15 protein-coding genes and 3 pseudogenes are annotated in these 21,091 nt (G+C 62.7%); 7 read left to right on the forward strand and 11 right to left on the reverse strand.

Translation table 11 applies throughout. The annotated features are described in order from the left end of the window. Positions 1-3 precede the first annotated feature (3 nt). Entirely contained in the window at positions 4-3,903 is a 3,900-nt protein-coding gene (gene purL, locus NMB38_RS16940) for a phosphoribosylformylglycinamidine synthase (protein ID WP_027913811.1), read from the reverse strand. A 354-nt stretch (positions 3,904-4,257) separates the two neighbouring features. Between purL and mltF the strand changes: the two genes are divergently transcribed. Next, on the forward strand, positions 4,258-5,715 hold the full coding sequence (gene mltF, locus NMB38_RS16945; RefSeq protein WP_028687083.1) for a membrane-bound lytic murein transglycosylase MltF: 1,458 nt from the start codon (positions 4,258-4,260) through the stop codon (positions 5,713-5,715). Between the two features lie 9 nt (positions 5,716-5,724). Here mltF and tadA read toward each other — a convergent pair whose 3' ends face one another. From tadA to NMB38_RS16975, 6 genes are all read right to left on the reverse strand, one after another. Continuing rightward, on the reverse strand, positions 5,725-6,204 hold the full coding sequence (gene tadA / locus NMB38_RS16950) for a tRNA adenosine(34) deaminase TadA (RefSeq protein ID WP_023533384.1): 480 nt from the start codon (positions 6,202-6,204) through the stop codon (positions 5,725-5,727). Continuing rightward, the gene (locus NMB38_RS16955; RefSeq protein ID WP_028687082.1) at positions 6,204-7,586 is read right to left on the reverse strand and encodes a multicopper oxidase family protein; all 1,383 of its coding nucleotides are present in this window, start codon (positions 7,584-7,586) and stop codon (positions 6,204-6,206) included. Before NMB38_RS16955 ends, tadA begins: the two co-directional genes overlap by 1 nt. A gap of 127 nt (positions 7,587-7,713) precedes the next feature. After that, the gene (locus NMB38_RS16960) at positions 7,714-9,174 is read right to left on the reverse strand and encodes a M48 family metallopeptidase (RefSeq protein WP_286928628.1); all 1,461 of its coding nucleotides are present in this window, start codon (positions 9,172-9,174) and stop codon (positions 7,714-7,716) included. Then, complete coding sequence (locus tag NMB38_RS16965) at positions 9,171-9,848, reverse strand: hypothetical protein (RefSeq protein ID WP_286928626.1); 678 nt, start codon at positions 9,846-9,848, stop codon at positions 9,171-9,173. Before NMB38_RS16965 ends, NMB38_RS16960 begins: the two co-directional genes overlap by 4 nt. After that, complete coding sequence (locus tag NMB38_RS16970; protein ID WP_027913806.1) at positions 9,841-10,500, reverse strand: hypothetical protein; 660 nt, start codon at positions 10,498-10,500, stop codon at positions 9,841-9,843. Before NMB38_RS16970 ends, NMB38_RS16965 begins: the two co-directional genes overlap by 8 nt. A gap of 16 nt (positions 10,501-10,516) precedes the next feature. Continuing rightward, positions 10,517-10,951, reverse strand: a complete 435-nt coding sequence (locus tag NMB38_RS16975; RefSeq protein WP_027913805.1) for a hypothetical protein — start codon at positions 10,949-10,951, stop codon at positions 10,517-10,519. 176 nt (positions 10,952-11,127) lie between these two features. Between NMB38_RS16975 and NMB38_RS16980 the strand changes: the two genes are divergently transcribed. After that, positions 11,128-12,075: a helix-turn-helix transcriptional regulator gene (locus NMB38_RS16980; RefSeq protein WP_457274110.1), complete on the forward strand. Its 948-nt coding sequence runs from the start codon at positions 11,128-11,130 to the stop codon at positions 12,073-12,075. Between the two features lie 188 nt (positions 12,076-12,263). Next, positions 12,264-14,210, forward strand: coding sequence for a putative bifunctional diguanylate cyclase/phosphodiesterase (locus NMB38_RS16985; RefSeq protein WP_049695502.1), 1,947 nt, complete (start codon positions 12,264-12,266; stop codon positions 14,208-14,210). Positions 14,211-14,266: 56 nt separating this feature from the next. Here the strand turns inward: NMB38_RS16985 and NMB38_RS16990 are convergent, their stop codons facing one another. Further along, on the reverse strand, positions 14,267-15,202 hold the full coding sequence (locus NMB38_RS16990; RefSeq protein ID WP_027913802.1) for a LysR family transcriptional regulator: 936 nt from the start codon (positions 15,200-15,202) through the stop codon (positions 14,267-14,269). A gap of 138 nt (positions 15,203-15,340) precedes the next feature. Here NMB38_RS16990 and NMB38_RS16995 point away from each other — a divergent pair, with 138 nt between their 5' ends. The 3 genes and pseudogenes from NMB38_RS16995 to NMB38_RS17005 all read left to right on the forward strand — a co-directional run bounded on the left by NMB38_RS16995 (position 15,341) and on the right by NMB38_RS17005 (position 18,745). After that, a complete protein-coding gene (locus NMB38_RS16995) occupies positions 15,341-16,570 on the forward strand; it encodes an FAD-dependent oxidoreductase (RefSeq protein ID WP_059184138.1) in 1,230 nt (409 codons plus the stop codon). Between the two features lie 387 nt (positions 16,571-16,957). Beyond that, positions 16,958-17,302: pseudogene (locus NMB38_RS17000) on the forward strand (PDC sensor domain-containing protein); the annotation flags it as partial. After that, positions 17,279-18,745 carry a methyl-accepting chemotaxis protein gene (locus tag NMB38_RS17005; RefSeq protein WP_494355084.1) on the forward strand — a complete coding sequence of 489 codons (1,467 nt, stop codon included), beginning with the start codon at positions 17,279-17,281 and terminating at the stop codon, positions 18,743-18,745. The pseudogene NMB38_RS17000 and the gene NMB38_RS17005, both read left to right, overlap by 24 nt. A gap of 481 nt (positions 18,746-19,226) precedes the next feature. Here NMB38_RS17005 and NMB38_RS17010 read toward each other — a convergent pair whose 3' ends face one another. Beyond that, positions 19,227-19,511 carry an arginase family protein gene (locus NMB38_RS17010; protein WP_132578335.1) on the reverse strand — a complete coding sequence of 95 codons (285 nt, stop codon included), beginning with the start codon at positions 19,509-19,511 and terminating at the stop codon, positions 19,227-19,229. 162 nt (positions 19,512-19,673) lie between these two features. Beyond that, positions 19,674-19,808 (reverse strand): annotated as a pseudogene (locus tag NMB38_RS17015) (IS5/IS1182 family transposase); the annotation flags it as partial. 285 nt (positions 19,809-20,093) lie between these two features. Between NMB38_RS17015 and NMB38_RS17020 the strand changes: the two are divergent. Next, complete coding sequence (locus NMB38_RS17020) at positions 20,094-20,588, forward strand: hypothetical protein (RefSeq protein WP_028687075.1); 495 nt, start codon at positions 20,094-20,096, stop codon at positions 20,586-20,588. 116 nt (positions 20,589-20,704) lie between these two features. Here the strand turns inward: NMB38_RS17020 and NMB38_RS17025 are convergent. After that, positions 20,705-20,997: pseudogene (locus NMB38_RS17025) on the reverse strand (IS630 family transposase); the annotation flags it as partial. Positions 20,998-21,091: the final 94 nt, after the last annotated feature.

Genomic DNA, 21,091 nt, shown 5'->3' on the forward strand with positions numbered 1-21,091 from the left:
GCCTTAGTTCACCCACACCCGCGCATTGCGGAACATACGCATCAGCGCCGCATCTTCCTGCCACTCATCCGGGCGCCACGAGTTCTGCACGGCACGGAACACACGCTCCGGGTGCGGCATCATGATGGTCACGCGGCCGTCGCGGCTGGTGAGCCCCGTGATACCGCGTGGCGAGCCGTTGGGATTGGCCGGGTAGGCCTCGGTGACCTTGCCGTGGTTGTCCACGTAACGCAGCGCCACGCAACCGGACACATCGGCCTCCAGCAAGGCCTCTTCACTGGCGAACTCGGCATGGCCCTCGCCGTGGGCGATGGCGATCGGCATGCGCGAGCCGGCCATGCCCTGCAGGAAGATCGAGTTGGACTTCTGCACCTCGACCATGGCCACCCGCGCCTCGAACTGCTCGGAGCGGTTACGCACGAAGTGCGGCCAGTACTCGGTGCCCGGAATCAGCTCGTGCAGGTTGGACATCATCTGGCAACCGTTGCACACCCCCAGGGCGAAGCTGTCGTTACGCTCGAAGAACGCCTGGAAGGCATCACGCGCACGGCTGTTGAACAGGGCCGACTTGGCCCAGCCCTCGCCTGCACCCAACACATCGCCGTAGGAGAAGCCGCCACAGGCGACCAGGCCCTTGAAGGCCTCGAAGTCCACGCGACCAGCAAGGATGTCGCTCATGTGCACGTCGATGGCCGCGAAACCGGCACGGTCGAAGGCAGCCGCCATTTCGACCTGGCCGTTGACGCCCTGCTCACGCAGGATGGCCACTTGCGGGCGCACGCCTTTCTTGATGTAGGGCGCGGCGATGTCGTCGTTGACATCAAAGCCCAACTTGACCGACAGCCCTGGGTTGTCTTCTTCGAGCAGCAGGTCGAATTCCTGATCGGCGCAATCGGCGTTGTCGCGCAGACGCTGGATCTGGTAGCTGGTCTCAGCCCACTGGCGCTGAAGCATGCGGCGATCGTCATCGAACAGCACTTCGCCGTTCAGGCTGATGGAGACTTCGGCGTTGTTGACCGGCTTGCCGATCACCGCCACGCACTGCTCACCCAAGCCAGCGGCGCTGAACTGGACCAGTACGTCCGGGGTAGCGTCCTGACGCACCTGAATGACCGCGCCCAGCTCTTCGTTGAACAGGATGGCCGGGATGTCGGCCTTGCTGTCGGTCAGCGGATCGAGGTGCAAGTCCAGACCGCAGTGACCCGCGAAGGCCATTTCCAGCACGGTGGCGAAGAGGCCGCCGTCGGAGCGGTCATGGTAGGCCAGCAGGTGGCCGTCGGCATTCAGGCCCTGGATGACGGCGAAGAACGCCTTGAGGTCTTCGGCATCGTCCACATCCGGCGCCTGGGCACCGAGCTTGCCGTAGGTCTGCGCCAGGATCGACGCGCCCATGCGGTTCTTGCCACGGCCCAGGTCGATCAGGATCAGGTCCGTCTCGCCCTTGTCCATGCGCAATTGCGGGGTCAGGGTGCCGCGGATGTCGGTAACCGGCGCAAAGCCGCTGACGATCAGCGACATCGGCGAGGTCACGCTCTTGTCCACGCCGTCCTCGCTCCACTTGGTTTTCATCGACATGGAGTCTTTGCCGACCGGAATCGTCAGGCCCAGCTCTGGGCACAGCTCCATGCCCACAGCCTTGACGGTGTCGTACAAGCGGGCGTCTTCGCCCGGGTGGCCGGCGGCCGACATCCAGTTGGCCGACAGCTTGATGTCGGACAGTTTGTCGATACGCGCGCCGGCCATGTTGGTCAGGACCTCGCCGATGGCCATGCGCCCGGAAGCCGGGGCATCGAGCAGGGCCAGCGGGGTACGCTCGCCCATGGCCATGGCTTCACCGGTGTACACGTCGAAGCTGGTGGCGGTGACGGCACAGTCAGCCACCGGCACCTGCCAGGGGCCGACCATCTGGTCGCGCGCCACAAGGCCGGTGATGGTGCGGTCGCCAATGGTGATCAGGAAGCTCTTGCTGGCAACGGCCGGGTGGTTCAGCACGCGCTGCGCAGCGCTGTCCAGGTCCAGGGTGCTCGGATCGAAGTCGTCGCCCAACTCGGCTTCGCGGCTGACCGAGCGGTGCATGCGCGGCGGTTTGCCGAGCAGCACGTCCAGCGGCATGTCGACCGGCGTGTTGCCAAAGTGGCTGTCGGTCACAGTCAGGTGCGGCTCGGCAGTCGCCTCGCCGACGACTGCGAACGGGCAGCGCTCGCGCTCGCAGATGGCCTGGAAGCGCTCGAAGTCCTCGGCGCTGACTGCCAGTACATAGCGTTCCTGGGATTCGTTGCTCCAGATTTCGTGCGGGGCCATGCCCGGCTCGTCATTGGGCACGTTGCGCAGCTCGAAGCGGCCACCGCGACCGCCGTCGTTCACCAGTTCAGGGAACGCATTGGAGATACCGCCCGCCCCCACGTCGTGGATGAAGGCGATGGGGTTGTGTTCACCCAACTGCCAGCAACGGTCGATGACCTCCTGGCAACGGCGCTCCATCTCGGGGTTTTCGCGCTGCACCGAGGCGAAGTCGAGGTCGGCCGAGCTGGCGCCGGTGGCCACCGACGAAGCGGCGCCGCCACCCAGGCCGATCAGCATGGCCGGACCGCCCAACACGATCAGCTTGGCACCGACGGTGATCTCGCCCTTCTGCACGTGATCTTCGCGGATGTTGCCCATGCCGCCGGCCAGCATGATCGGCTTGTGGTAACCGCGCACTTCTTCGCCGTGCGGGGTGTTGATGGACTGCTCGAAGGTACGGAAGTAGCCGGTCAGGGCCGGACGCCCGAACTCGTTGTTGAAGGCAGCGCCGCCCAGCGGGCCTTCGACCATGATGTCGAGGGCGTCGACGATGCGGCCAGGCTTGCCGTAGTCCTGCTCCCAGGGCTGCTCGAAGCCTGGGATGCGCAGGTTGGACACGGTGAAGCCGGTGAGGCCGGCCTTGGGCTTGGCGCCACGGCCGGTGGCACCTTCGTCACGGATTTCGCCGCCAGAACCGGTCGATGCCCCGGAGAAGGGAGCGATGGCGGTCGGGTGGTTGTGGGTTTCCACCTTCATCAGAATGTGTACCGGCTCCTGCACCGCACCATACTGGCGGGTTTCAGGGTTCGGGTAGAAACGACCAGCAACGTTGCCGACGATGACCGAAGCGTTGTCCTTGTACGCCGACAGCACACCTTCGCTGTGCATCTGGTAGGTGTTCTTGATCATGCCGAACAGGCTCTTGTCCTGCGCCTGGCCGTCGATGTCCCAACTGGCGTTGAAGATCTTGTGGCGACAGTGCTCGGAGTTGGCCTGGGCGAACATCATCAGTTCGATGTCGTTGGGGTTGCGCTTGAGGCCCTGGAACGCGGTGACCAGGTAGTCCACCTCGTCCTCGGCCAATGCCAGGCCGAGGTCGATGTTGGCCTGGGCCAGAGCGTCGCGGCCACCGGCGAGGATGTCCACTGACGTCATGGGCCTTGGCTGGGCGTGGCTGAACATGTCGGCGGCCTGCTCAAGCTGGCCCAGCACGCGCTGGGTCATGCGGTCGTGCAACTGCGCCGACACCTGCTCGGCCTCGGCGTCGCTGAGGTCACCGGCAACGTAGTACGCAATGCCGCGCTCCAGGCGCTGGATCGACTGCAGGCCGCAGTTGTGGGCGATGTCGCTGGCCTTGCTGGCCCAGGGCGAAATGGTGCCCAGGCGCGGTACGACCAGGAACAGGCGACCGGCGGGCTCCTGCACCGGTACGCTCGGGCCGTACTTGAGCAGACGGCCCAGCACCTGCTGCTGGTCGGCGGTCAGCTCGCCGTCGGTATCGGCGAAGTGGGCAAATTCGGCATACAAACCAGTAACAGCGGGGACTTTCTGGCTCAGTTGCTCGAGTAACTTACCGTGGCGAAAGGCAGAAAGGGCAGGAGCGCCGCGCAGGATCAACATCGTCGGGACAGCCTCAGAAGGGGTGTGCTTGGAGGCCGTGCATTCTAGCCTAATTCGTTGGCTTGCGGCACCCGCTGTAGCGCATGGCTGCCGGGCGGCGGAACCGGACCGGCGGGTCAAAATTTCCGGGGGTTCGACCACTTGTCAGGGGCCGTGTTGGCAGCTCATCGGCAGCGCCTGCCCGGGCTGGCAAAAGGGGGGGCGATCGCTCTGATGCAGGGCCTGCACCCTGTACCAGACCATGAACGCAGCGCTGGACGGTGCGCACGAGTGACAAACCCCAGTAAGCGCTATCAGACAAGCTAGCCGTTGTCGAGATATGGCACGGCCAGTCCTTTGCGTATACTGCAACCTATGTTCACCCACACTGCTTTGCGCCAGCGTTGCGCCAGATGGCTTTTCGCAACCGGACTCTTTCTGCTGCTTGGTGGCTGCGTTGAAAAACCCAGTACCCTCGAGCGCGTGAAGGAGGACGGTGTGCTGCGCGTGATCACCCGCAACAGCCCGGCCACCTATTTCCAGGATCGCAACGGTGAGACCGGCTTCGAGTACGAACTGGTCAAGCATTTTGCCGATGACCTGGGCGTGAAGCTGGAAATCGAGACCGCCGACAACCTCGACGAACTGTTCGACGACCTTGGCAAGCCGTCCGGCCCGGTGCTGGCAGCCGCCGGCCTTGTCAGCAGCGAACGGCGCCAGGTCCAGGCGAAGTTTTCTCACCCCTACCTTGAGGTGACGCCTCAGGTCATCTACCGCAATGGCCGCTCGCGCCCGACCAGCGCCCAAGGCTTGGTCGGCAAGAAAATCATGGTGCTCAAGGGCAGCAGCCATGCCGATCAGCTGGCCGAGCTGAAAAAACAGTACCCGGGCCTGCAATACGAAGAATCCGATGCCGTGGAGGTGGTCGACCTGCTGCGCATGGTCGACGAAGGGCAGATCGACCTTACCCTGGTCGACTCCAACGAACTGGCCATGAACCAGGTGTACTTCCCTAATGTGCGCGTGGCCTTCGACCTGGGCGAGTCTCGTGACCAGCGCTGGGCCGTCGCCGCAGGCGAGGACAACAGCCTGTTGAACGAGGTGAACGAATTCCTCGACAAGTCCCAGAAGAATGGCACCCTGCAGCGCCTGAAGGACCGCTATTACGGGCATGTCGACGTACTGGGCTATGTGGGCGCCTACACCTTCGCCCAGCACCTGCAGCAACGTTTGCCCAAGTACGAAAAGCATTTCAAGAGCTATGCCAAGGTCGAGCAGGTGGACTGGCGCCTGTTGGCCGCCATCGGCTACCAGGAATCCATGTGGCAGCCGGAGGTCACCTCCAAGACCGGCGTGCGTGGCTTGATGATGCTGACCCAGCGCACCGCCCAGGCCATGGGGGTTTCCAACCGCCTGGACCCCAAGCAGAGCATCAAGGGTGGCGCCAAGTACTTCATGAAGATCAAGGCCGAGCTGGACGACAGCATCCAGGAGCCCGACCGCACCTGGTTCGCGCTGGCCGCCTACAACGTCGGCAGCGGCCACCTGGAAGATGCGCGCACCCTGGCCAAGCGCGAAAAGCTCAACCCCAACAAGTGGCTGGATGTGAAGAAGATGCTACCGCGCCTGGCGCAGAAGCAATGGTACCGCCAGACCAAGTACGGCTATGCGCGGGGCGGCGAACCGGTGCACTTCGTCGCCAACATCCGCCGCTACTACGACATTCTCACCTGGGTTACCCAGCCTCAGCTCGAAGGCCAGGTGGCCGAGGGCGACCTGCATGTACCGGGTGTGAACAAGGCTAAACCGGCAGAGCAATCAGCGCCGTTGTAGCCGGTCACGTCACGGCTTGGCCCGGCGAGCCTTGAAGAAGTCACTGAGCACTTGCCCGCACGCTTCGGCCATCACGCCCCCCTCTACCAGCACACGGTGGTTCAGGAAGCCTTGCCCGAAGAACTGGCCCTGGCTCTGCACGATCCCGGCCTTGGGTTCCAGTGCGCCGAAGACCACGCGCATCACCCGCGAATGCACGATCAAGCCGGCGCACATGCTGCACGGCTCCAAGGTCACGTACAGCGTGCTACCCGGCAGGCGGTAGTTGCCGACCGCCCGCGCGGCGGCGCGGATCGCCACCATCTCGGCATGGGCGCTGGGGTCGCTGTCGGTGATCGGGCGGTTGAAGCCCTGGCCGATGACCTGGCCGTCCTGCACCAGCACAGCGCCCACCGGCACCTCGCCCAGCTGGGCGCCCTCGGCGGCCAACGCCAACGCCATGCGCATGTAGGTCTGGTCATGGCTGCGGTCGATGATCTGCGGTCGCATCAGACCACCGCGATCGCGGCCATCAGGCCGGTTTCCATGTGGTCGATGACGTGGCAGTGGAACATCCAGGTGCCCGGGTTATCGGCGACCAGCGCAACCTGGGCGCGCTCGTTCTTGCCCAGCAGGTAGGTGTCGGTGAACCACGGCTCCTTGATGTCATGCCGGTTGGAACCAATCACCTTGAAGCTCATGCCGTGCAAGTGGATGGGGTGCTGGTACTGGGTCATGTTCTTCAATTCGAAAATGTAGCTCTTGCCCTTGGTCAGCGTCGCGATCGGGCGATCGGCGCAGGTCTTGTCGGTGATGTCCCAGGCCTGACCGTTGATCTGCCACAGGCTCGGCGGCTTGCCCTGGTCGGTGCCGACCGACACCTTGCCTGCCCACTCGAAGTTGAAGTTGAGCTTTTCGGCGTTTTCCAGGTCCGGCTCGGCGATGGGGTTGGGCGGCAGCGCCGCTGGCCAGTCGCTGGGCGCATCCGGGTTGGCCACCGCGCGCAGGGTGCCCAGGCGCACGAAGCCATCGCGAAGGGAGATCTCTTCGCCGGCCTCGGGAATGCGGATCGCCAGGCAAATGCGCATGCCAGGCCCCAGCCAGTAGTCATCCTCCAATGGCCGGGGGGTGACGGGGTTGCCATCGAGCGCGTAGATCCGCGCTTCGCAGTTGCCCTTGAGGTTGATGCGGTACGTCCAGGTGTTGTCCAGGTTCAGCAGGCGCACGCGCACCACCTGCCCTGCCGGCAGCTCGGTCACGGCATCGGCTTGGCCGTTGATGGTGATCAGCCGCCCTGCCGTCCCATTGCGCGCCGCCTCGCGCGGGACGCTGAACGGCATCCAGCCCCCCTGCTCGTCCACATGCCAGGTCTTGAGGTTGAGCGTGCGCTCATGCTTGAAACCGGTGGGTTCGCGCTCCTCGACGATCAGCGGGCCCACCAGGCCCCGGCCCAGCTCTTCGGAGCTGCTGACATGGGGGTGGTACCAGTAGCTGCCGGCATCGGGCACCCGGAACTTGTAGTCGAAATACTCCCCTGGCTTGACTGGCAATTGCGACACATACGGCACGCCATCCATTTCCAGCGGCAAGCGGATGCCATGCCAGTGGATGGTGGTCTCGATCGGCAGGTGGTTGATGAAGCGCACGCGCAGCCAGGTACCCTGCCGCACGCGCAGCTCGGTCCCAGGGGCACTGGGCCCGAACGCCCAGGCTTGAGTCGTGTGTCCAGGGACCAGTTCGACGTCAAGGGGCGCTGCGATCAGCTCGTAGTCATGGCCGGCATTGTCATCTTCGACCTTGCCCAGCCAGTACCGCGCGGCGCCCCCCGCGCCCAGGCCAACCACAACCAGGCCGGTCAGGCCCTTGAGCATTTGTCGACGGGTGAAGGACATCGCAGCGGGTACCTCGTGTTCGGCACAAACAGTTCACCAGCAGGCGCTGATGAGGAAGGGCGAATACGATACACCTGCGAATGGGAAAGATTAAGTGAAGGATCAATCCGATGTGTCCTGGGCGCGCTCAATCGGCTTGAGCGCGCCCCCCCGTGCACAGTCGGCCGAACCAGTGGCGCTCCTCGACGCCCGGTGGCCGGGTAGCGGCCACCAGCAGCGCCGGGGCGGGCGCAACACCCAACGCCTGCAGGCGGGAAGCGGCTGCAGGGTGAGTGTCGAAGGGGTGCGCCATGGCGGCACCCAGCACCTCGTCGCCCACCTGCAGCGGGTGATGCTCAAGGTAGCCAGGCAGGGCTCGATCGATACTTTGTCCACCGCACGTCGCCAGCACCGTATCGACCGCAGGCTGCAGCGCAATGATGCGCAGCAAGGTCTGCGCAAACAGCCGTTGTCCGCCGACTGCAGCGCCTGCCTGGTCCGCCAGCAGCTCTTGCGACCGCCCCCAGTGCAGCACCGCACGCTGGAAATGGTGCAGGAACTGCCAGGCCATCCACAGCGTCGGGCGTTGCGTCCAGGGCGCGGGCTCGTCATGGCCGACCAGCGCCGAGAAATGAGCACGCATCATGCTGAACTGTGCGTTGGTCTGGCTGGCGCGTTCGGTGTCCTGATGCCGGAAATGGCCCAGCTCGTGTCCAATGACCGCACCCGCTTCTGCCTGGCTGAGCATACCCAGGTAAGGCAGCGGCAAGTACAGCGTGCGCCCCGCCAGCGGCAAGCCTGCAGGCTGAAGCAGAATCGGCACGCTGGTGACGAAAAAGCCCTGATCGAGGCCAACCACGATGTTGTCGGGGACCGGTGCCTGAAGCTGCGCCGCCAGGCCCTCGACCCAGCGCCATACCCCCGGTGCACTGTCCCGATCAAGTGCTCTGCCCAGAAAGGACGTGCCCTGATCGAGTACAAGCGGCCAGCGTCGATGCAACCGCCTGGCCAGTTGCAGGCAGACCAGCACGCACGAAGCCAGCGGCAACACGATGAACAGCACCGTCAACCCACCCTCGGCCACCCGGCTGGTCGCAACGCTCAGCTCGTACAGCAAGGCAAGGCTCAATGCGGCAGCCAGCAAGCCCAGATGCAGTACCAGCCACTTGCCCAGGGCACGCCAACGCTGGGTCATGTGCTGCTGCAGAAACTCAGATGAGCGCAGCGCCCGCCAGGCGTCCAGTCTGAGCCTGAGCCACGCCCCGGCCGCAGTGAGCAGGGCCAGAACCGCCAGCAGGCCGCTCGTGACTGCCAGGACCTTGCGCAGAGACTGCCCGCCAAGGCCCGCCTCATAGCGGTCCACTTCACGCTGAAACCGCTCACGTCGGTCTGCCTGGGGCAGGTATGGGTTACGCTCGGCCTTGGGCAGGGCCTGCAAGAGCGTGTCGCTTGGCGTATCCAGCCACTGGCGCATCACCTGAGCCTGCGCCTGTGCCACCTCGAGGCGCCAGAGTTGCACCTGGCTCCACCCCAGTACCAGCAGCGGCAACAGCAGCAGGGCCAAGCCCCAGCCCAGGCGCCTGAGCAGCCGTATGGCCCCGTTGCTCATGGCCCAGCCCGCCGCAGGGCATCACCCTGGCGAGCCACGGCCGGGAACAACTGTGCCAAGGTACGCCTGGCCTGTGCTGCCTGCAGGTAGGGGTAAAGCACGTCCACCAGTTCTGCCAGCGTGAGCCTGCGCCCGGTCAGGGTGAAGTTACACGCCCACACCTTGAGCCGCAGGCCACCGGCAATCAGCTGGGCATCAGGGGCTGCCAGCGCTTTGAAGCTCGAGGCCTTGAGCACAGGTGCAGCACCGAACGCGGCAAGGCTGAACACCAGGTGCGTACTCAGCCGCCGTTGTTCGACATCGAAGGCCTCGAACGCTTCCCATGGTACTGGGGCCAAGGCGTTGGCGAAGCCGACCGTGTCACGGGTCACCGCCAGTGCGCACTGCCCATGGCGCTGATACAGCGCCCAGGCGCAAACCAGGGCCACCAGCCCGATGCCGGCCAGCCCTGCACCGAATGCCCATAGCAACACCACCACCGCGGTGGAGGTCTGCGGGCCGAAGACCATCGGCAAGCTCGCGAGCCAGCCACCGAGCCCAAGTGCCACCAGCCCGATGATTGCACACGCAAATGCCTTGCCCAGCGAGTGCTCACGCAGCTCGAACGACTCATCGGGCCCGACGGCATGGACCTGCAGGTAGGCCAGGTCGTCATTGGCGCCGGAGTTATCCATTGGCCTGCAGCAGCTCGAGCTGACGCTGAGCGTGGGCGGCATCGCAGTAGGCCGTCAGCACGGCCAGCACTTCTTCGTTGGACAGCTTGCGTCCGTTCTGCGCCAGCCCAGCCGACATAATACGGATCTGGGGGCGCGGCTTTTTCAGAACCATGGCCTGGTTACCGAAGAACTGCAGCCTCGCCACTCGGTGGGTAGGCAATGCAGCATCGCTGCTCATCTCCAGCGTCTGCATCATCACCAGCCCTTCATCCTTGACCGAGATGTCCTGCACTTGGGCCAGGTCCACCGGCGCGTCCAACGTGTCGACGAACAGTTGACGGCGTGTCAGGCGCATGAACACCTGGGTACCGGCGTTGCGGTGCTGCCAGGTCACAACAGCGGCGATGAGCACGATGAAGGCGGTGGCCACGATCGGCCCGGTGCGCTGCATGCTGATGCCGATTCCGAACAGAATCAGGGCACCGACCAGCCATACAGGCCCCCACACGCGGTAACGGCGAGAGTTGGTGAATTCGCTCTGCTCCGGCACGCGCTCGATCACTTGCCGAAGCTCGGCGACCACGCGCTCGCGCTGGGCCGTGCGCGACTGGTCGTACTCATTGCCCAGCGAGCCGGACAGGTCGGCCAATGGATCGGTATGTTCGCTCATGATCGATGCCCCTCGATTATTTCTTGGCAGCCAGGTAATCGGTCAGGAACGCCTCGGCGTTGCCCTGATGCGACAAACCTTCCGAGTAACCGACCTGGCGCGGTTGCGCCTCGCCGGGCAGGTACAGCTCGCCCCCCCACATGCCCTGGATGATCAGCACGACGAATTTCTTGCCGTCGACGTCGGTCCAGTAGCGGGTATCCTTGGCGGTTTTCTCGACGTGCATTTTCTGGATGCGCATATCCCAGTCGTGATCGACGCCTTCCACCTGCACCAGCGCCTCGTTGGCCGCGCGATCGCCAATGCGCAGCGTCCACACCTTGGCCCCTTCAGTGCCCAGGTAGGCGACGACGTTCTTGGCCACGTCCGGGCGGTCCTCGGCCTGGGCTTGACCGATACACAGGGTGAGCGCGGCAACCAGCAAGGCAGCCCATTTCCGATAAGCGAACATGATTTTGTTTCCTGATCTGCAACAAAACGCGTATTGAAGGACTCAATAGCCAGGCTGCCAACCCAGTTGCCCGTTCATCACAACAAACAGCCGGTTGGTCACAACGACTATTGTCGAAAATGTGCGCGCGTTACCATTTCCGGTCGACGCTGCCCCCACCGAGAAACCGAGCCTGCATGCAATCGCTAACCCCCTACCTGGATACCGCCTTCTGTTTCGACAGCCCTGGCTCCCTGGCCCAGGCAGGCGTGCTGGATACGCGTGCCGCTCATGTGATGGGCAGTGCCACGGGGCACTATCGGGCACAGACCGTGCGCCAAGGCTTGCAGTACTTCGACTGCCACCTGCACTTTCCGGAGCCCCTGCGCATCGACAAGGTGCTGCCAGAGAGCCTGTGCATCGTGCAAGTGTTCGACGGCGCCTGGCAGCACAAGGTCGACGGCAGGCTGAACCAGTACGACACCGGTCGGCTGCACGTGCTTGGCCTGAGCGAGAGCCTCGAAGCCCAGGACCAGTTGCCGGTCGACAGCCATGCGCGCATGGCCGGCGTGCGCATTGCCGGTGACGCGTTGCGCGAACTGGCTCAGGACGATCCCCAGTTCCACCCACTGCTGGCCCTGCTGGCCGATGGCATGCAGTTCGACCAGTTGCCCCAGTCCCCCTCGCTGAGCCGCCTGTTCCAGCAGCTTTATCGCTCGCCCTACAGCGGGAGCTTGCGCCGCCTGCACTACGAAAGCCTGAGCCTGGGGATCGTGCTGGAGCTGGCCAGCCATCTGTCGAGCCAGGCCCCGACACCTGAGCTGAAGCAAGACCGTGGCCGCCGCGACCTGGCACTGGAAACGCGTCGGCTGCTGGACACCAGCCCCACTGCCCCGCCGTCCGTCGCCGCCCTGGCCAAACAGCTGAAAGTGAGCGAGACCACCCTGCGCCGGGCCTTCAGCCAGCAGTTTGGCTGTTCGATCCTGCAGTACATTCGCCAACAGCGCCTGGAGCTTGCACGCCTCCTGGTACTGGAACGCAAATGGCAAATCTCGCAGATCGCCTATCACATCGGCTATGCCAACCCGGCGAACTTCTGCCATGCCTACAAGGCCTATTTCGGCCACACCCCCGGCACGGAATAACCGGCGCTACTCACCGCGGCGTTGGCAGGCGGGAACGAAATCAAAGTGCCACCAGTCTGAACGATTGCAGCAACCAGAGGATCGGCCGATACGGTCCGTGAGAGCAGCGTCCCGCCCTGCTCGTTTCAAGCTGAAAAAGGGCAATCCGTTCGGTTTGTCACCTGGTTGTACTTTCAGAGCGTCGCCTGATGAAAAAAACACTACTCGGCCTGCGAGCTTTGATGTCCGTACCCAAGGACAACCCCGACCTGGTCAAGGCGCAATACATCGCGCTGTCGCGCCAGCTGCCCATGATGTACTTCATCCTGCTGATCAACACCATGATGCTGGCGGGCACCCACTTCACGGTGGCGCCGCGCTGGCTGGTGGTGTACTGCCCGATGATCATGACGGTGTTCGGCCTGGTCCGAGGGATAGAGTGGGTACGTACCCGCAGGCGCGTGCGCAGCCCGGCCCAGATGGTCACGGCACTCAAACGCACCAACACGCTCGCACCCTTCGTTGCCGTGGCCTTCACGGCCTGGTCGCTGGCGCTGTTTCCCTATGGCGACAGCTACACCCGGGCGCATGTCGCCTTCTACATGGCCATCACCGTGATCGGCTGCATTTTCTGCATGATGCACCTGTTGCCAGCGGCCTTGGCCACTACCGCTGTGGTCAACACGGCGTTCGTGGTGTTTTTCGCCTCCACCTCCATCATCACGTTCATTGCCACCGCGCTCGATGTGCTGTTGGTATCGATCGCCATGCTGGTCATCCTCAAGGCGCAATACACCGACTTCACCCGGCTGGTGAACATGCAGGCGCAAACGGCCAGGCTCAGCGAGGAAAACCTGCAGCTGGCCAACGTGGACAGCCTGACCGGGCTTGCCAATCGGCGGCAGTTCTTCTCCCGGCTCGACACGCTGTTGACCCAAGCTGGTGACCAGGGCGCCCGCCTGGCCGTCGGGCTGATTGACCTGGATGGTTTCAAGCCAGTCAACGACCTGTATGGCCACAGTGTGGGCGACCGGCTGCTGTATCAGGTCGGTCAGCGCCTCAACGAGTTGCTCGACGACAGCGTGCACCTGAGCCGGCTGGGGGGCGACGAGTTCGGCCTGATCATTACTCAGGCCCTGGATGACGAGCAGCTACGCGCCTTTGGCGAGAAGGTCTGCACGCGCATGCGCGAGCCATTCGTACTGGTGGACATCCCCATTCAGATCAGTGCGTCGCTGGGCATCGCCACCTTTCCGGATCAGGCATCGTCAGCCACGCAAGTGTACGAATATGCCGACTACGCGCTGTACCAGAGCAAGCGTCATCGCCCTGGTACGGCGTGCCTGTTCAGCACTGCCCATCGTCAGCAACTCAATCGACAAGGGCTGACCGAGCAGGCCCTGCGCAGGGCGGACCTTGATCGCGAGTTTCACATGGTGTTCCAACCCATCGTGGATATCCGCAGCGAGCGAACCGTTGCGTTCGAGGCACTGGCGCGCTGGGAAAGCCCGGAACTGGGTAATGTGCCACCCAGTGATTTCATCCCGATCGCCGAGCGCATCGGCATGGTCAATCGCCTCACGCTGCCCCTACTGACCAAGGCACTGGACACGGCCGCCAGTTGGCCTGCAGGCATGCGCCTGTCTTTCAACCTGTCTACCCATGACTGTGGCTCGGAAGAGGCCGCCCAGCAGATCGTGGCGTTGATCAGGAGCAGCCGGTTCGACCCTGCGTACCTGGACCTGGAAATCACCGAAACCGCAGCCATCCAGGACCTGCCACAAGCCCAGCGCGCCATCAGCCGCCTGCGTGAATTGGGCTGCGGCATTTCCCTGGACGACTTTGGCACCGGCTACTCCAGCCTCAGCCAGATCCATGCGTTGTCGCTGACCAAGCTGAAGGTGGACCGCACCTTCGTCACCGGCATCCAGCTCAACCCGGCCAGCTTGAAAATCGTCAAGTCGCTGATTGCCCTGTGTCAGGACATGCAACTGGAGTGCATCGTCGAAGGCGTGGAGACTGCGGCAGAACTCAACACCCTGAAGACCCTGGGCTGCACCTGGGCACAAGGCTACCTGTTCTCCAGGCCGATGCGCCCCAACGAGATCGGGGCGTGGCTTGAGGCTGAGCAATGGGTCAAGGTGAAGGCAATCTGACAGGCCGCTTTTTCGGCCGTGACAGCCTGCCGGTGTGACCGCGCTTTACGCCGTGATCAACCTGCGCCGGCAGAACCGCCTGGCAAGCTGTGCATCGCCTCCAACCGCTCCCGAATAAACGCCAGCAGGGCGCGCACCCGCGCCGTCACTGAATGGCGGTGGCTATACGCCGCCAGCAACTGCAAAGGCGCCGGGCACAGATCCAGTACCACTTCCTGCAACCGGCCAGCCGCCAGATCGTCCTGGCAGGGATAAGCCGCCACAATCGCAAACCCTATCCCCTGCCGCGCGCCCGCCACGGCCAGCTCACCGCTGTTGACGCGGTAACGGCTGCGCACCGGTACCTTGACGATTTCGCCCTTGGCACCTTGAAACTGCCAGGGTTGCCCGCCGAGCGCGCTGAGCGTGGTGATGCAAGGCAGCGACTTCAGCGCTCGAACGTGCTGCGGGATACCTGTACGAGCCAGCAGAGACGGGGCAGCGACCACGATGCTCGGCAAGCAGGCCAGCTCGCAGGTGATGAACTCGCTGTCTTCCTGGCGGCCACGGTGAAAGAGGATGCACAGGTCCACGTCCTCACGCAGCACTTGCAGCCCAGTCACCCGGGTATCGCACTCAAGCTCGATGCCAGGGTGCAGGCTGCAAAATTCGGCCAGGATGGGCGCCAGCAGCCTGGGAGCCTCACCCGGCATACACAGCTTCAATGGACCTCGCAGCTCGCGCTGTACAGCACCGAGTGCTTCCTGGGTGCTGCGCAAAGCGTCGAGCAAGGGCTTGGCTCGTGCGTATAACAGCCGCCCCGCTTCGGTCATGCGCAGATGACGGGTGCTGCGCTCGAGCAGGCGCGTGCCGAGCTGTCGCTCCAGCGAAGCCACATGGCGACTGACATTCGAAGACGGCATGGCCAGCACACGCGAGGCGCCGACGAAACTCTGCTCATCCACCACCGCTGTATAAACACGGACCGCATTCAGATCGAGCTCATTGCGCACTGACTATCCCACCTGAGGTATGAAAACGTCCCATTTTTGCACGCTAGTGATCTGAAACGGGGAAATCTACGATTGCCCTTTGCCCCCAGCGCTCAATGACCTGGCGCGGGGCAGTGAATGAACAAGGAGGGCTGGAACGTGGACATAGCGATAGTGGGTGCAGGCATTGCAGGGCTGAGCGCGGCGCTGGCGTTGCGCAAGCAGGGCTTCAACCCACGGGTCTTTGAGCGCCGCAGTGTACCGGCAGCCGGAGGGGCCGGCGTGACGCTCTGGCCCAACGCCAGCTTTGTGCTGGAGCAGCTCGGCGTGTTGCACGCTATCCAGGCCGTCGGCGGCAGGCCCCTTGCCATGCGCCGGTACGATGCAGCCGGCAATGCGTTGGGAGGCCTGGATATCGAACTGCTGGACCGAACCATGGGCTACCCCACCGTAACGGTGCTGCGCCGGGATTTGCAGGACGTGTTGCTCGCACATGCAAGGCGGGCGGGGATCGCAGTCGAATTCGGCTGCCAGGCAGTTGCCATCGACCTGGATGCCCAGGGCCAGGCCGTGGCCCGCTTCGGCAACGGCACACGCATCCGCCCAGACGTGCTGATCGGTGCGGACGGGCGCATGGCATCGGTGACACGCAAGTTCGTCGCGGGCAACAACACCCCGCGCTATCAAGGGTTCGTGAACTGGATCGGCGTGGCCCAAGGGTCGCGCGCACTGGTGGACGATGTGTCGATCCAGGATTACTGGGGAACGGGGCAGCGCTTCGGTGCGGTGGCGGTTCGACCTGACCTGGTGTATTGGGCCGCCGCGCAAGCATGCTCGTCCAACGAAGGGGCTGGCCAAGCCGATGACCGGGCGCAGGTCGAGCATAAATTCACCCAATGGCCCGAGCCCGTTTCACGCATCATCCGGGCAACCCCCATCCAGGCCGTCCGGCGAATTGCGGTCCACGACCTGGAACCGCTGCACACGTGGAGCCGCGCGAACGTGCTGTTGATCGGCGACGCTGCGCATGCGCCATTGCCCACCTCCGGCCAAGGCGCCTGCCAGGCCCTGGAAGACGCCTGGCACCTGGCTCGCTGCCTGGCCGTTGCCGGCAACGAGCCCACCGAGGCGTTTGAGGTATTTACAACGATCCGCGCCCCCAAAACCGCACGGCTTTCGGAACAGGGCCGGGGCTTTGCCCGCGCCTTGTTCGCAACGGATGCCCAGACGTGTCGGTTGCGCGATGCAAGGGTCAGGGCGTGCGACCCAGCGCGAGACGTGCAGGTGTTGGCTGCGGGATGGGCGCAGGGTTTACCGATGGCGGGCGGGGGGCTTGATACCCCATTGCCTGAAGACGGCCCGGACAGCATTTATCGTTTGAGAAGATGACGATGCTTCATGGACATCAGAAGGTGTGCTCGGCTTTGGCTGATTCCCCCTCGATTCATAGCCTTTTTGCCGCCACCGGTCGTCCGCTCATACGAAACATGATGTAGCACCTCAACTATCGGGCTTGGCTGCCGTAATCAATGAAAGCCAACCTAAATTTTGTGGAGCTTCAGCATGTCGCTACTTCCCAATCGCATCTCCGGGCGCATGACCCTGGGAATCCTGACGTTGCTGGCACTCACCGCATTGGCGATCTACTGCGTCATGACCCTGGGCGGCAAGCCTGAGCTGGTTGCAGCCGGCACCGAAGCGGCGGAACAGTCGGCCAGCGCCATCACCCGCCAGCTGGCCATGCAGGTGAACCGAATCGAGGGCACCGCGGCTGCGATGGCGCACCTGGCCGAGACCCTGCCCCGCGACGAGAACCTGATCAAGGCCAACTTGCCCAACGTGATCGACAGCCAAGGCGATACCGCCATTGCAGGCGGCGGGCTGTGGCCAGAACCCAACAGCTTCGTTGCCGGCACCGAACGCCGCAGTTTTTTCTGGGCACGCAACGCCAGCAATGGGTTGGATTACTCGGACGAGTACAACGCTGCGCAAACCGCGCCGTATCAGGCTGAGTCCTGGTACATCGGCGCCAAAGCCGCGCCCTTGGGCCGCTGTGTCTGGTCGGATGGGTACCAGGACCCGGTCAGTGGCGTCGCCATGACGACGTGCAGCGTGCCCTATCACGCCCAAGGCGCGTTCGCCGGCGTCGCCACCATTGACCTGAAGCTCGACGGCCTTGCGGCCTTCCTCAAGGCCAACGGCAATGTCACCGGTGGCTACGCCTTTGCGGTCGACGCCTCAGGTAACCTGCTGTTCTTCCCCGATGCAAAGAGCGCCAAGGGCTTGCCGACCCTTGCCGGCCTGAGCCAGGAACAACCGTGGTTCAAGCCAGTGGCCGATAGCCTGGCGAGCAAGCCGGCTGGCACCACCACCCTTTATCTGGATAACGATGCGCGCCTCGATGGGCCGGCCTACGTCACCCTGGCTACCATGGAAGGCACTGGCTGGCGCATTGGCTTGGTCACCCCCGAAGCTCGTGTTGTCGGCCTGGCGAACAAGCTCACCGGCCAGATCCTGCTGTTCCTGCTGCCCTTACTGGCCATTTTGCTGGGGCTGGCATGGCTGGCGGGCAAGCGGCTGCTCACCCAGATCGACGAAACCACGGCGCAAATCGAAAGCCTGGGTCAAGGCGGCCAGGCGGGTGCTCAGCTAGACGTTGTGCGCAATGATGAGCTGGGCGCGTTGCGCACGGCCGTCAACCAGTACGCCGGCTCTCTGCAGGCCATGCTGCGCCACATAGCCGAGGAGTCGGTGTCACTGGAAGAACAAGCCAACGAGCTGGCGCAACTGTCCACTGGCCTGGCCGATCGGGCAGAGGCGCAACGCGTGGACAACACCCTGCTCGCCACCGCCATCACCGAAATGTCGGCCAGCGCCAATGAGGTCGCGCGCAACACCACGGACTGCTCGGACACGGCTCGCAGCTCATTGGTCGAGGCGCAGAAGAGTCAGGACCAAGTCAGTCGCAACGGTGAATCCATCGAAGGCCTGGCGACCGACATCTCGGGCGCGGCCACCGCGATCACCCAGCTAGGCGAAGACATCGAGCGCGTAGGCGGCGTGCTGGAGGTGATCAAGTCGATCTCCCAGCAGACCAACCTGTTGGCGCTCAACGCTGCCATCGAGGCCGCCCGCGCTGGCGAACAAGGCCGCGGCTTTGCGGTGGTAGCCGATGAGGTGCGCACGCTTGCCGGCCGTACACAAACGTCTGCCAACGAAATCCAGGAAATGATCACCCATCTACGCGAGGCATCGTACGCTGCGGTCACCACCATGCAGCACGGTGCGCAGCGCACTCGCGAGTCGGTGCAGCAGGCCGTGGGCGTGGCCACGACCCTGGGCACCACCGTGGGCAGTTTCGACGACATCGTCCAGCGCGCCCAGCAGATCGCCGTCGCCGCCCAGGAGCAGAGCCACGTGACGCAGGAAATCAACGAGCTGGCGGTACGGATCCATGCGGCCAGTGAAGAAGGCGCCCGGGATGCGAGTACGCTCAGGGAGTTGGGCAAGGGGATGCAGTCGATTTCGGCGCGGCTGGGTGGGTTGAGTCGCGGCGGTCGTTAGGACTTGGGGCTTGGGCTTGGCAGCCAAGCATTGAGTGAAAGGCTGTTATCCAATGCAAATGGGGCCGCTAAGCGGCCCCGTCCCTTCCGGCCTCCTGTAAGGGAGCCGAAAGCGCTTCAGCGCAATAGCTCGGTGGCCAACACGCTGTTGCTAAATGGCGTGGATCACGCCCACGCTATTCCAAAAGCAGCCTTTCGTCTGCGTCGTCTCAATAGCCAATCTCGGCCAGCCGAGCAAATGCATGGTAGTGGCTATGAGATCAAGGGTGATTCATGGCGCCTGAGTTGGGAACCCATACTGGCTTGAATGAGCCAGCAGAAGCTGGCTCTTTCTTTTCTAGAGAACTACTTCAGGATCGGGATCTCAGCCAATCTACCCTTGAGCGTGATGGCGTCTCACGGCAGGTGCTCGGTGATACCCAAACCAACCACATCAGTCGCCTTGGATACACCGTTGATTAATCGCACGCCTTGGGCGAAGCTCATTTTCCCTGCAGGGAAGCCTCGTAAGGGTCGCAGGCCGGGTTAGGCTCGCCGAAGAAGACCGAGCGACACTCAGTCGGATCCAGGACATCCAGATCGAATTGGATGGCCAGATGCTTGATCTCGTTGACGCGGTTCCACTCCAGCACGCTTGCACTAGATAAGATCTGCGCTTCTGGCGGCGCAACGTTCAGGCTATAGCGCTCGATGAACTCAGCCCCCTGACATGTCAGACCATCGTTCCGCAGCCATGCGAACATCACCTTCTTCGGGTCAATATGCACCTTCACCTGCGCAGCGAGTGGGGTGTTTTATAAGTACCATGGAAACATCAATTACCCAGCGCTCTTGCTACACGAGCGACCCGTTGAATTTGCCTTGGTTCAACCGGCGCGCCGCCAGCCAAACGACACCCCCATCATGCATCAGCACTTGCATTCGGGAAGTAGCGACAGGCCTTTATCTTGAAGATAACCGTTAATGACCGCGAGCCTCGCGCAGGTCAGTGGATGCTATTCCAGTAGGTGCCGGAATGTCATGTTCGTGATGTCTTCAGGTATCGGGGCCCTCAGGGTCAGGCGGTCAGGCGTCATCACACTGCAGGACTTGACCGGCGACTTCCTCTCCGCGGCCATTACGCTAACACGGCGGTTAATCAACTGATATTTTTGCCAGTATGAAAATCTATAAGGGCGCATTACGTTAGGTACGACGAAAGACAGACTTGAAAACCTAGACAGGCTGCCCGCGTCTATTTTTCAATGAGTTTCGATTTTGTCTTCTGCGTCATTAACAATGACGCTGGGGCATGAAAATACTGTCTTTTTCCACAGCTGTAACCTTCATCAGCAAAATAGAGGTGTCTTATGGGAAAGCGAAGAGAGTCTGCCTTTAAACTTTACTTTGGCAATGACGAGAATGAATCTAAAGCCATTGTGAGGTTTACCGATGATGATGGGCTAGGCATCGGTCTTGACGGTGGTGATGTAGCCAAGGTGACTAAAGGTCAAATGGTCGCACAGCATACAGAAATGGGCCCAGAGTACCTAGATCACCTCGGCGGCAAATTAAGGGCTACTTTATGGGTAGAAATTGTAGACAGCTGGGAAAAAGACGGTAACTGGGGTGGTTACCTTAAAGTTGCCTGCGAGCACTTGAAGGGTCAGTACCTCGATAGCAAAAGCGGATGGGTGAGGCCCTACAGTAAAAAGTACGACCCCGTGACGTTCGTCGACAAGGACGATTATTACGAGATCTGGCAAGGAGACCCTGGGACGGGTAAACCATTGAGTATTGAGGGGGGGGTCTTGAGGTTCATGGATGACAAGACGAATATTGGCCAATGGAATATCAAAGACTAAATAGCAATGACCCGTGTTCCGCTCGGGAAGTTCGTTAATCCAAAAGCCCCTGAAACATTGGGCGAGTTATTTAAACAGATAAACGAACTAACCGTTCGGGGCACTCGTGTGGTGTTTCATAAGTACTGTGGACACATCATTTGCCCAGGGCTCTTGCTTGCACGAGCGGCTGAGGTGAGGATGTCATCAGCTTCTGGCGCCACCGGAATGGCTCCGGGTTCTGGTTGTACGTTTCCAAGTCCTGCGCAATGGATGCTTATAGATCTTTGACGCTAACCTGTGCCTGCCGCTTGATCCATTTCTCGCTCAGCGTTGAGAAAAAGCGCTCGACCCCATTCAGGCACGAGGCCGGAGTCGGTGTGAAGTGCATGTTGTAGCGCGGACGCGCCGCGAGCCAGGCCCTGACTTTCGATACAGTGTCAATACTGAGGCAAACGACATGGTATTGAGCGTCATGCATGGCATTAGATGCAGTCAATACCCCGTACCATGTCACACAAACA

Source organism: Pseudomonas sp. FBCC-B35 (assembly GCF_059133755.1).

What these genes read in the sequence shown, in the direction of transcription:
- tadA (WP_023533384.1), bottom strand. Translation starts at nt 6,204, where the DNA reads ATGCGACCGCAGATCATCGACCGCAGCCATGACCAGACCTACATGCGC.
- NMB38_RS16985 (WP_049695502.1), top strand. Translation starts at nt 12,264, where the DNA reads ATGAAAAAAACACTACTCGGCCTGCGAGCTTTGATGTCCGTACCCAAG.
- mltF (WP_028687083.1), top strand. Translation starts at nt 4,258, where the DNA reads ATGTTCACCCACACTGCTTTGCGCCAGCGTTGCGCCAGATGGCTTTTC.
- NMB38_RS17020 (WP_028687075.1), top strand. Translation starts at nt 20,094, where the DNA reads ATGGGAAAGCGAAGAGAGTCTGCCTTTAAACTTTACTTTGGCAATGAC.
- NMB38_RS16965 (WP_286928626.1), bottom strand. Translation starts at nt 9,848, where the DNA reads ATGGATAACTCCGGCGCCAATGACGACCTGGCCTACCTGCAGGTCCAT.
- NMB38_RS16970 (WP_027913806.1), bottom strand. Translation starts at nt 10,500, where the DNA reads ATGAGCGAACATACCGATCCATTGGCCGACCTGTCCGGCTCGCTGGGC.
- NMB38_RS16955 (WP_028687082.1), bottom strand. Translation starts at nt 7,586, where the DNA reads ATGTCCTTCACCCGTCGACAAATGCTCAAGGGCCTGACCGGCCTGGTT.
- NMB38_RS16975 (WP_027913805.1), bottom strand. Translation starts at nt 10,951, where the DNA reads ATGTTCGCTTATCGGAAATGGGCTGCCTTGCTGGTTGCCGCGCTCACC.
- NMB38_RS16960 (WP_286928628.1), bottom strand. Translation starts at nt 9,174, where the DNA reads ATGAGCAACGGGGCCATACGGCTGCTCAGGCGCCTGGGCTGGGGCTTG.
- purL (WP_027913811.1), bottom strand. Translation starts at nt 3,903, where the DNA reads ATGTTGATCCTGCGCGGCGCTCCTGCCCTTTCTGCCTTTCGCCACGGT.
- NMB38_RS16980 (WP_457274110.1), top strand. Translation starts at nt 11,128, where the DNA reads ATGCAATCGCTAACCCCCTACCTGGATACCGCCTTCTGTTTCGACAGC.
- NMB38_RS17005 (WP_494355084.1), top strand. Translation starts at nt 17,279, where the DNA reads ATGACGACGTGCAGCGTGCCCTATCACGCCCAAGGCGCGTTCGCCGGC.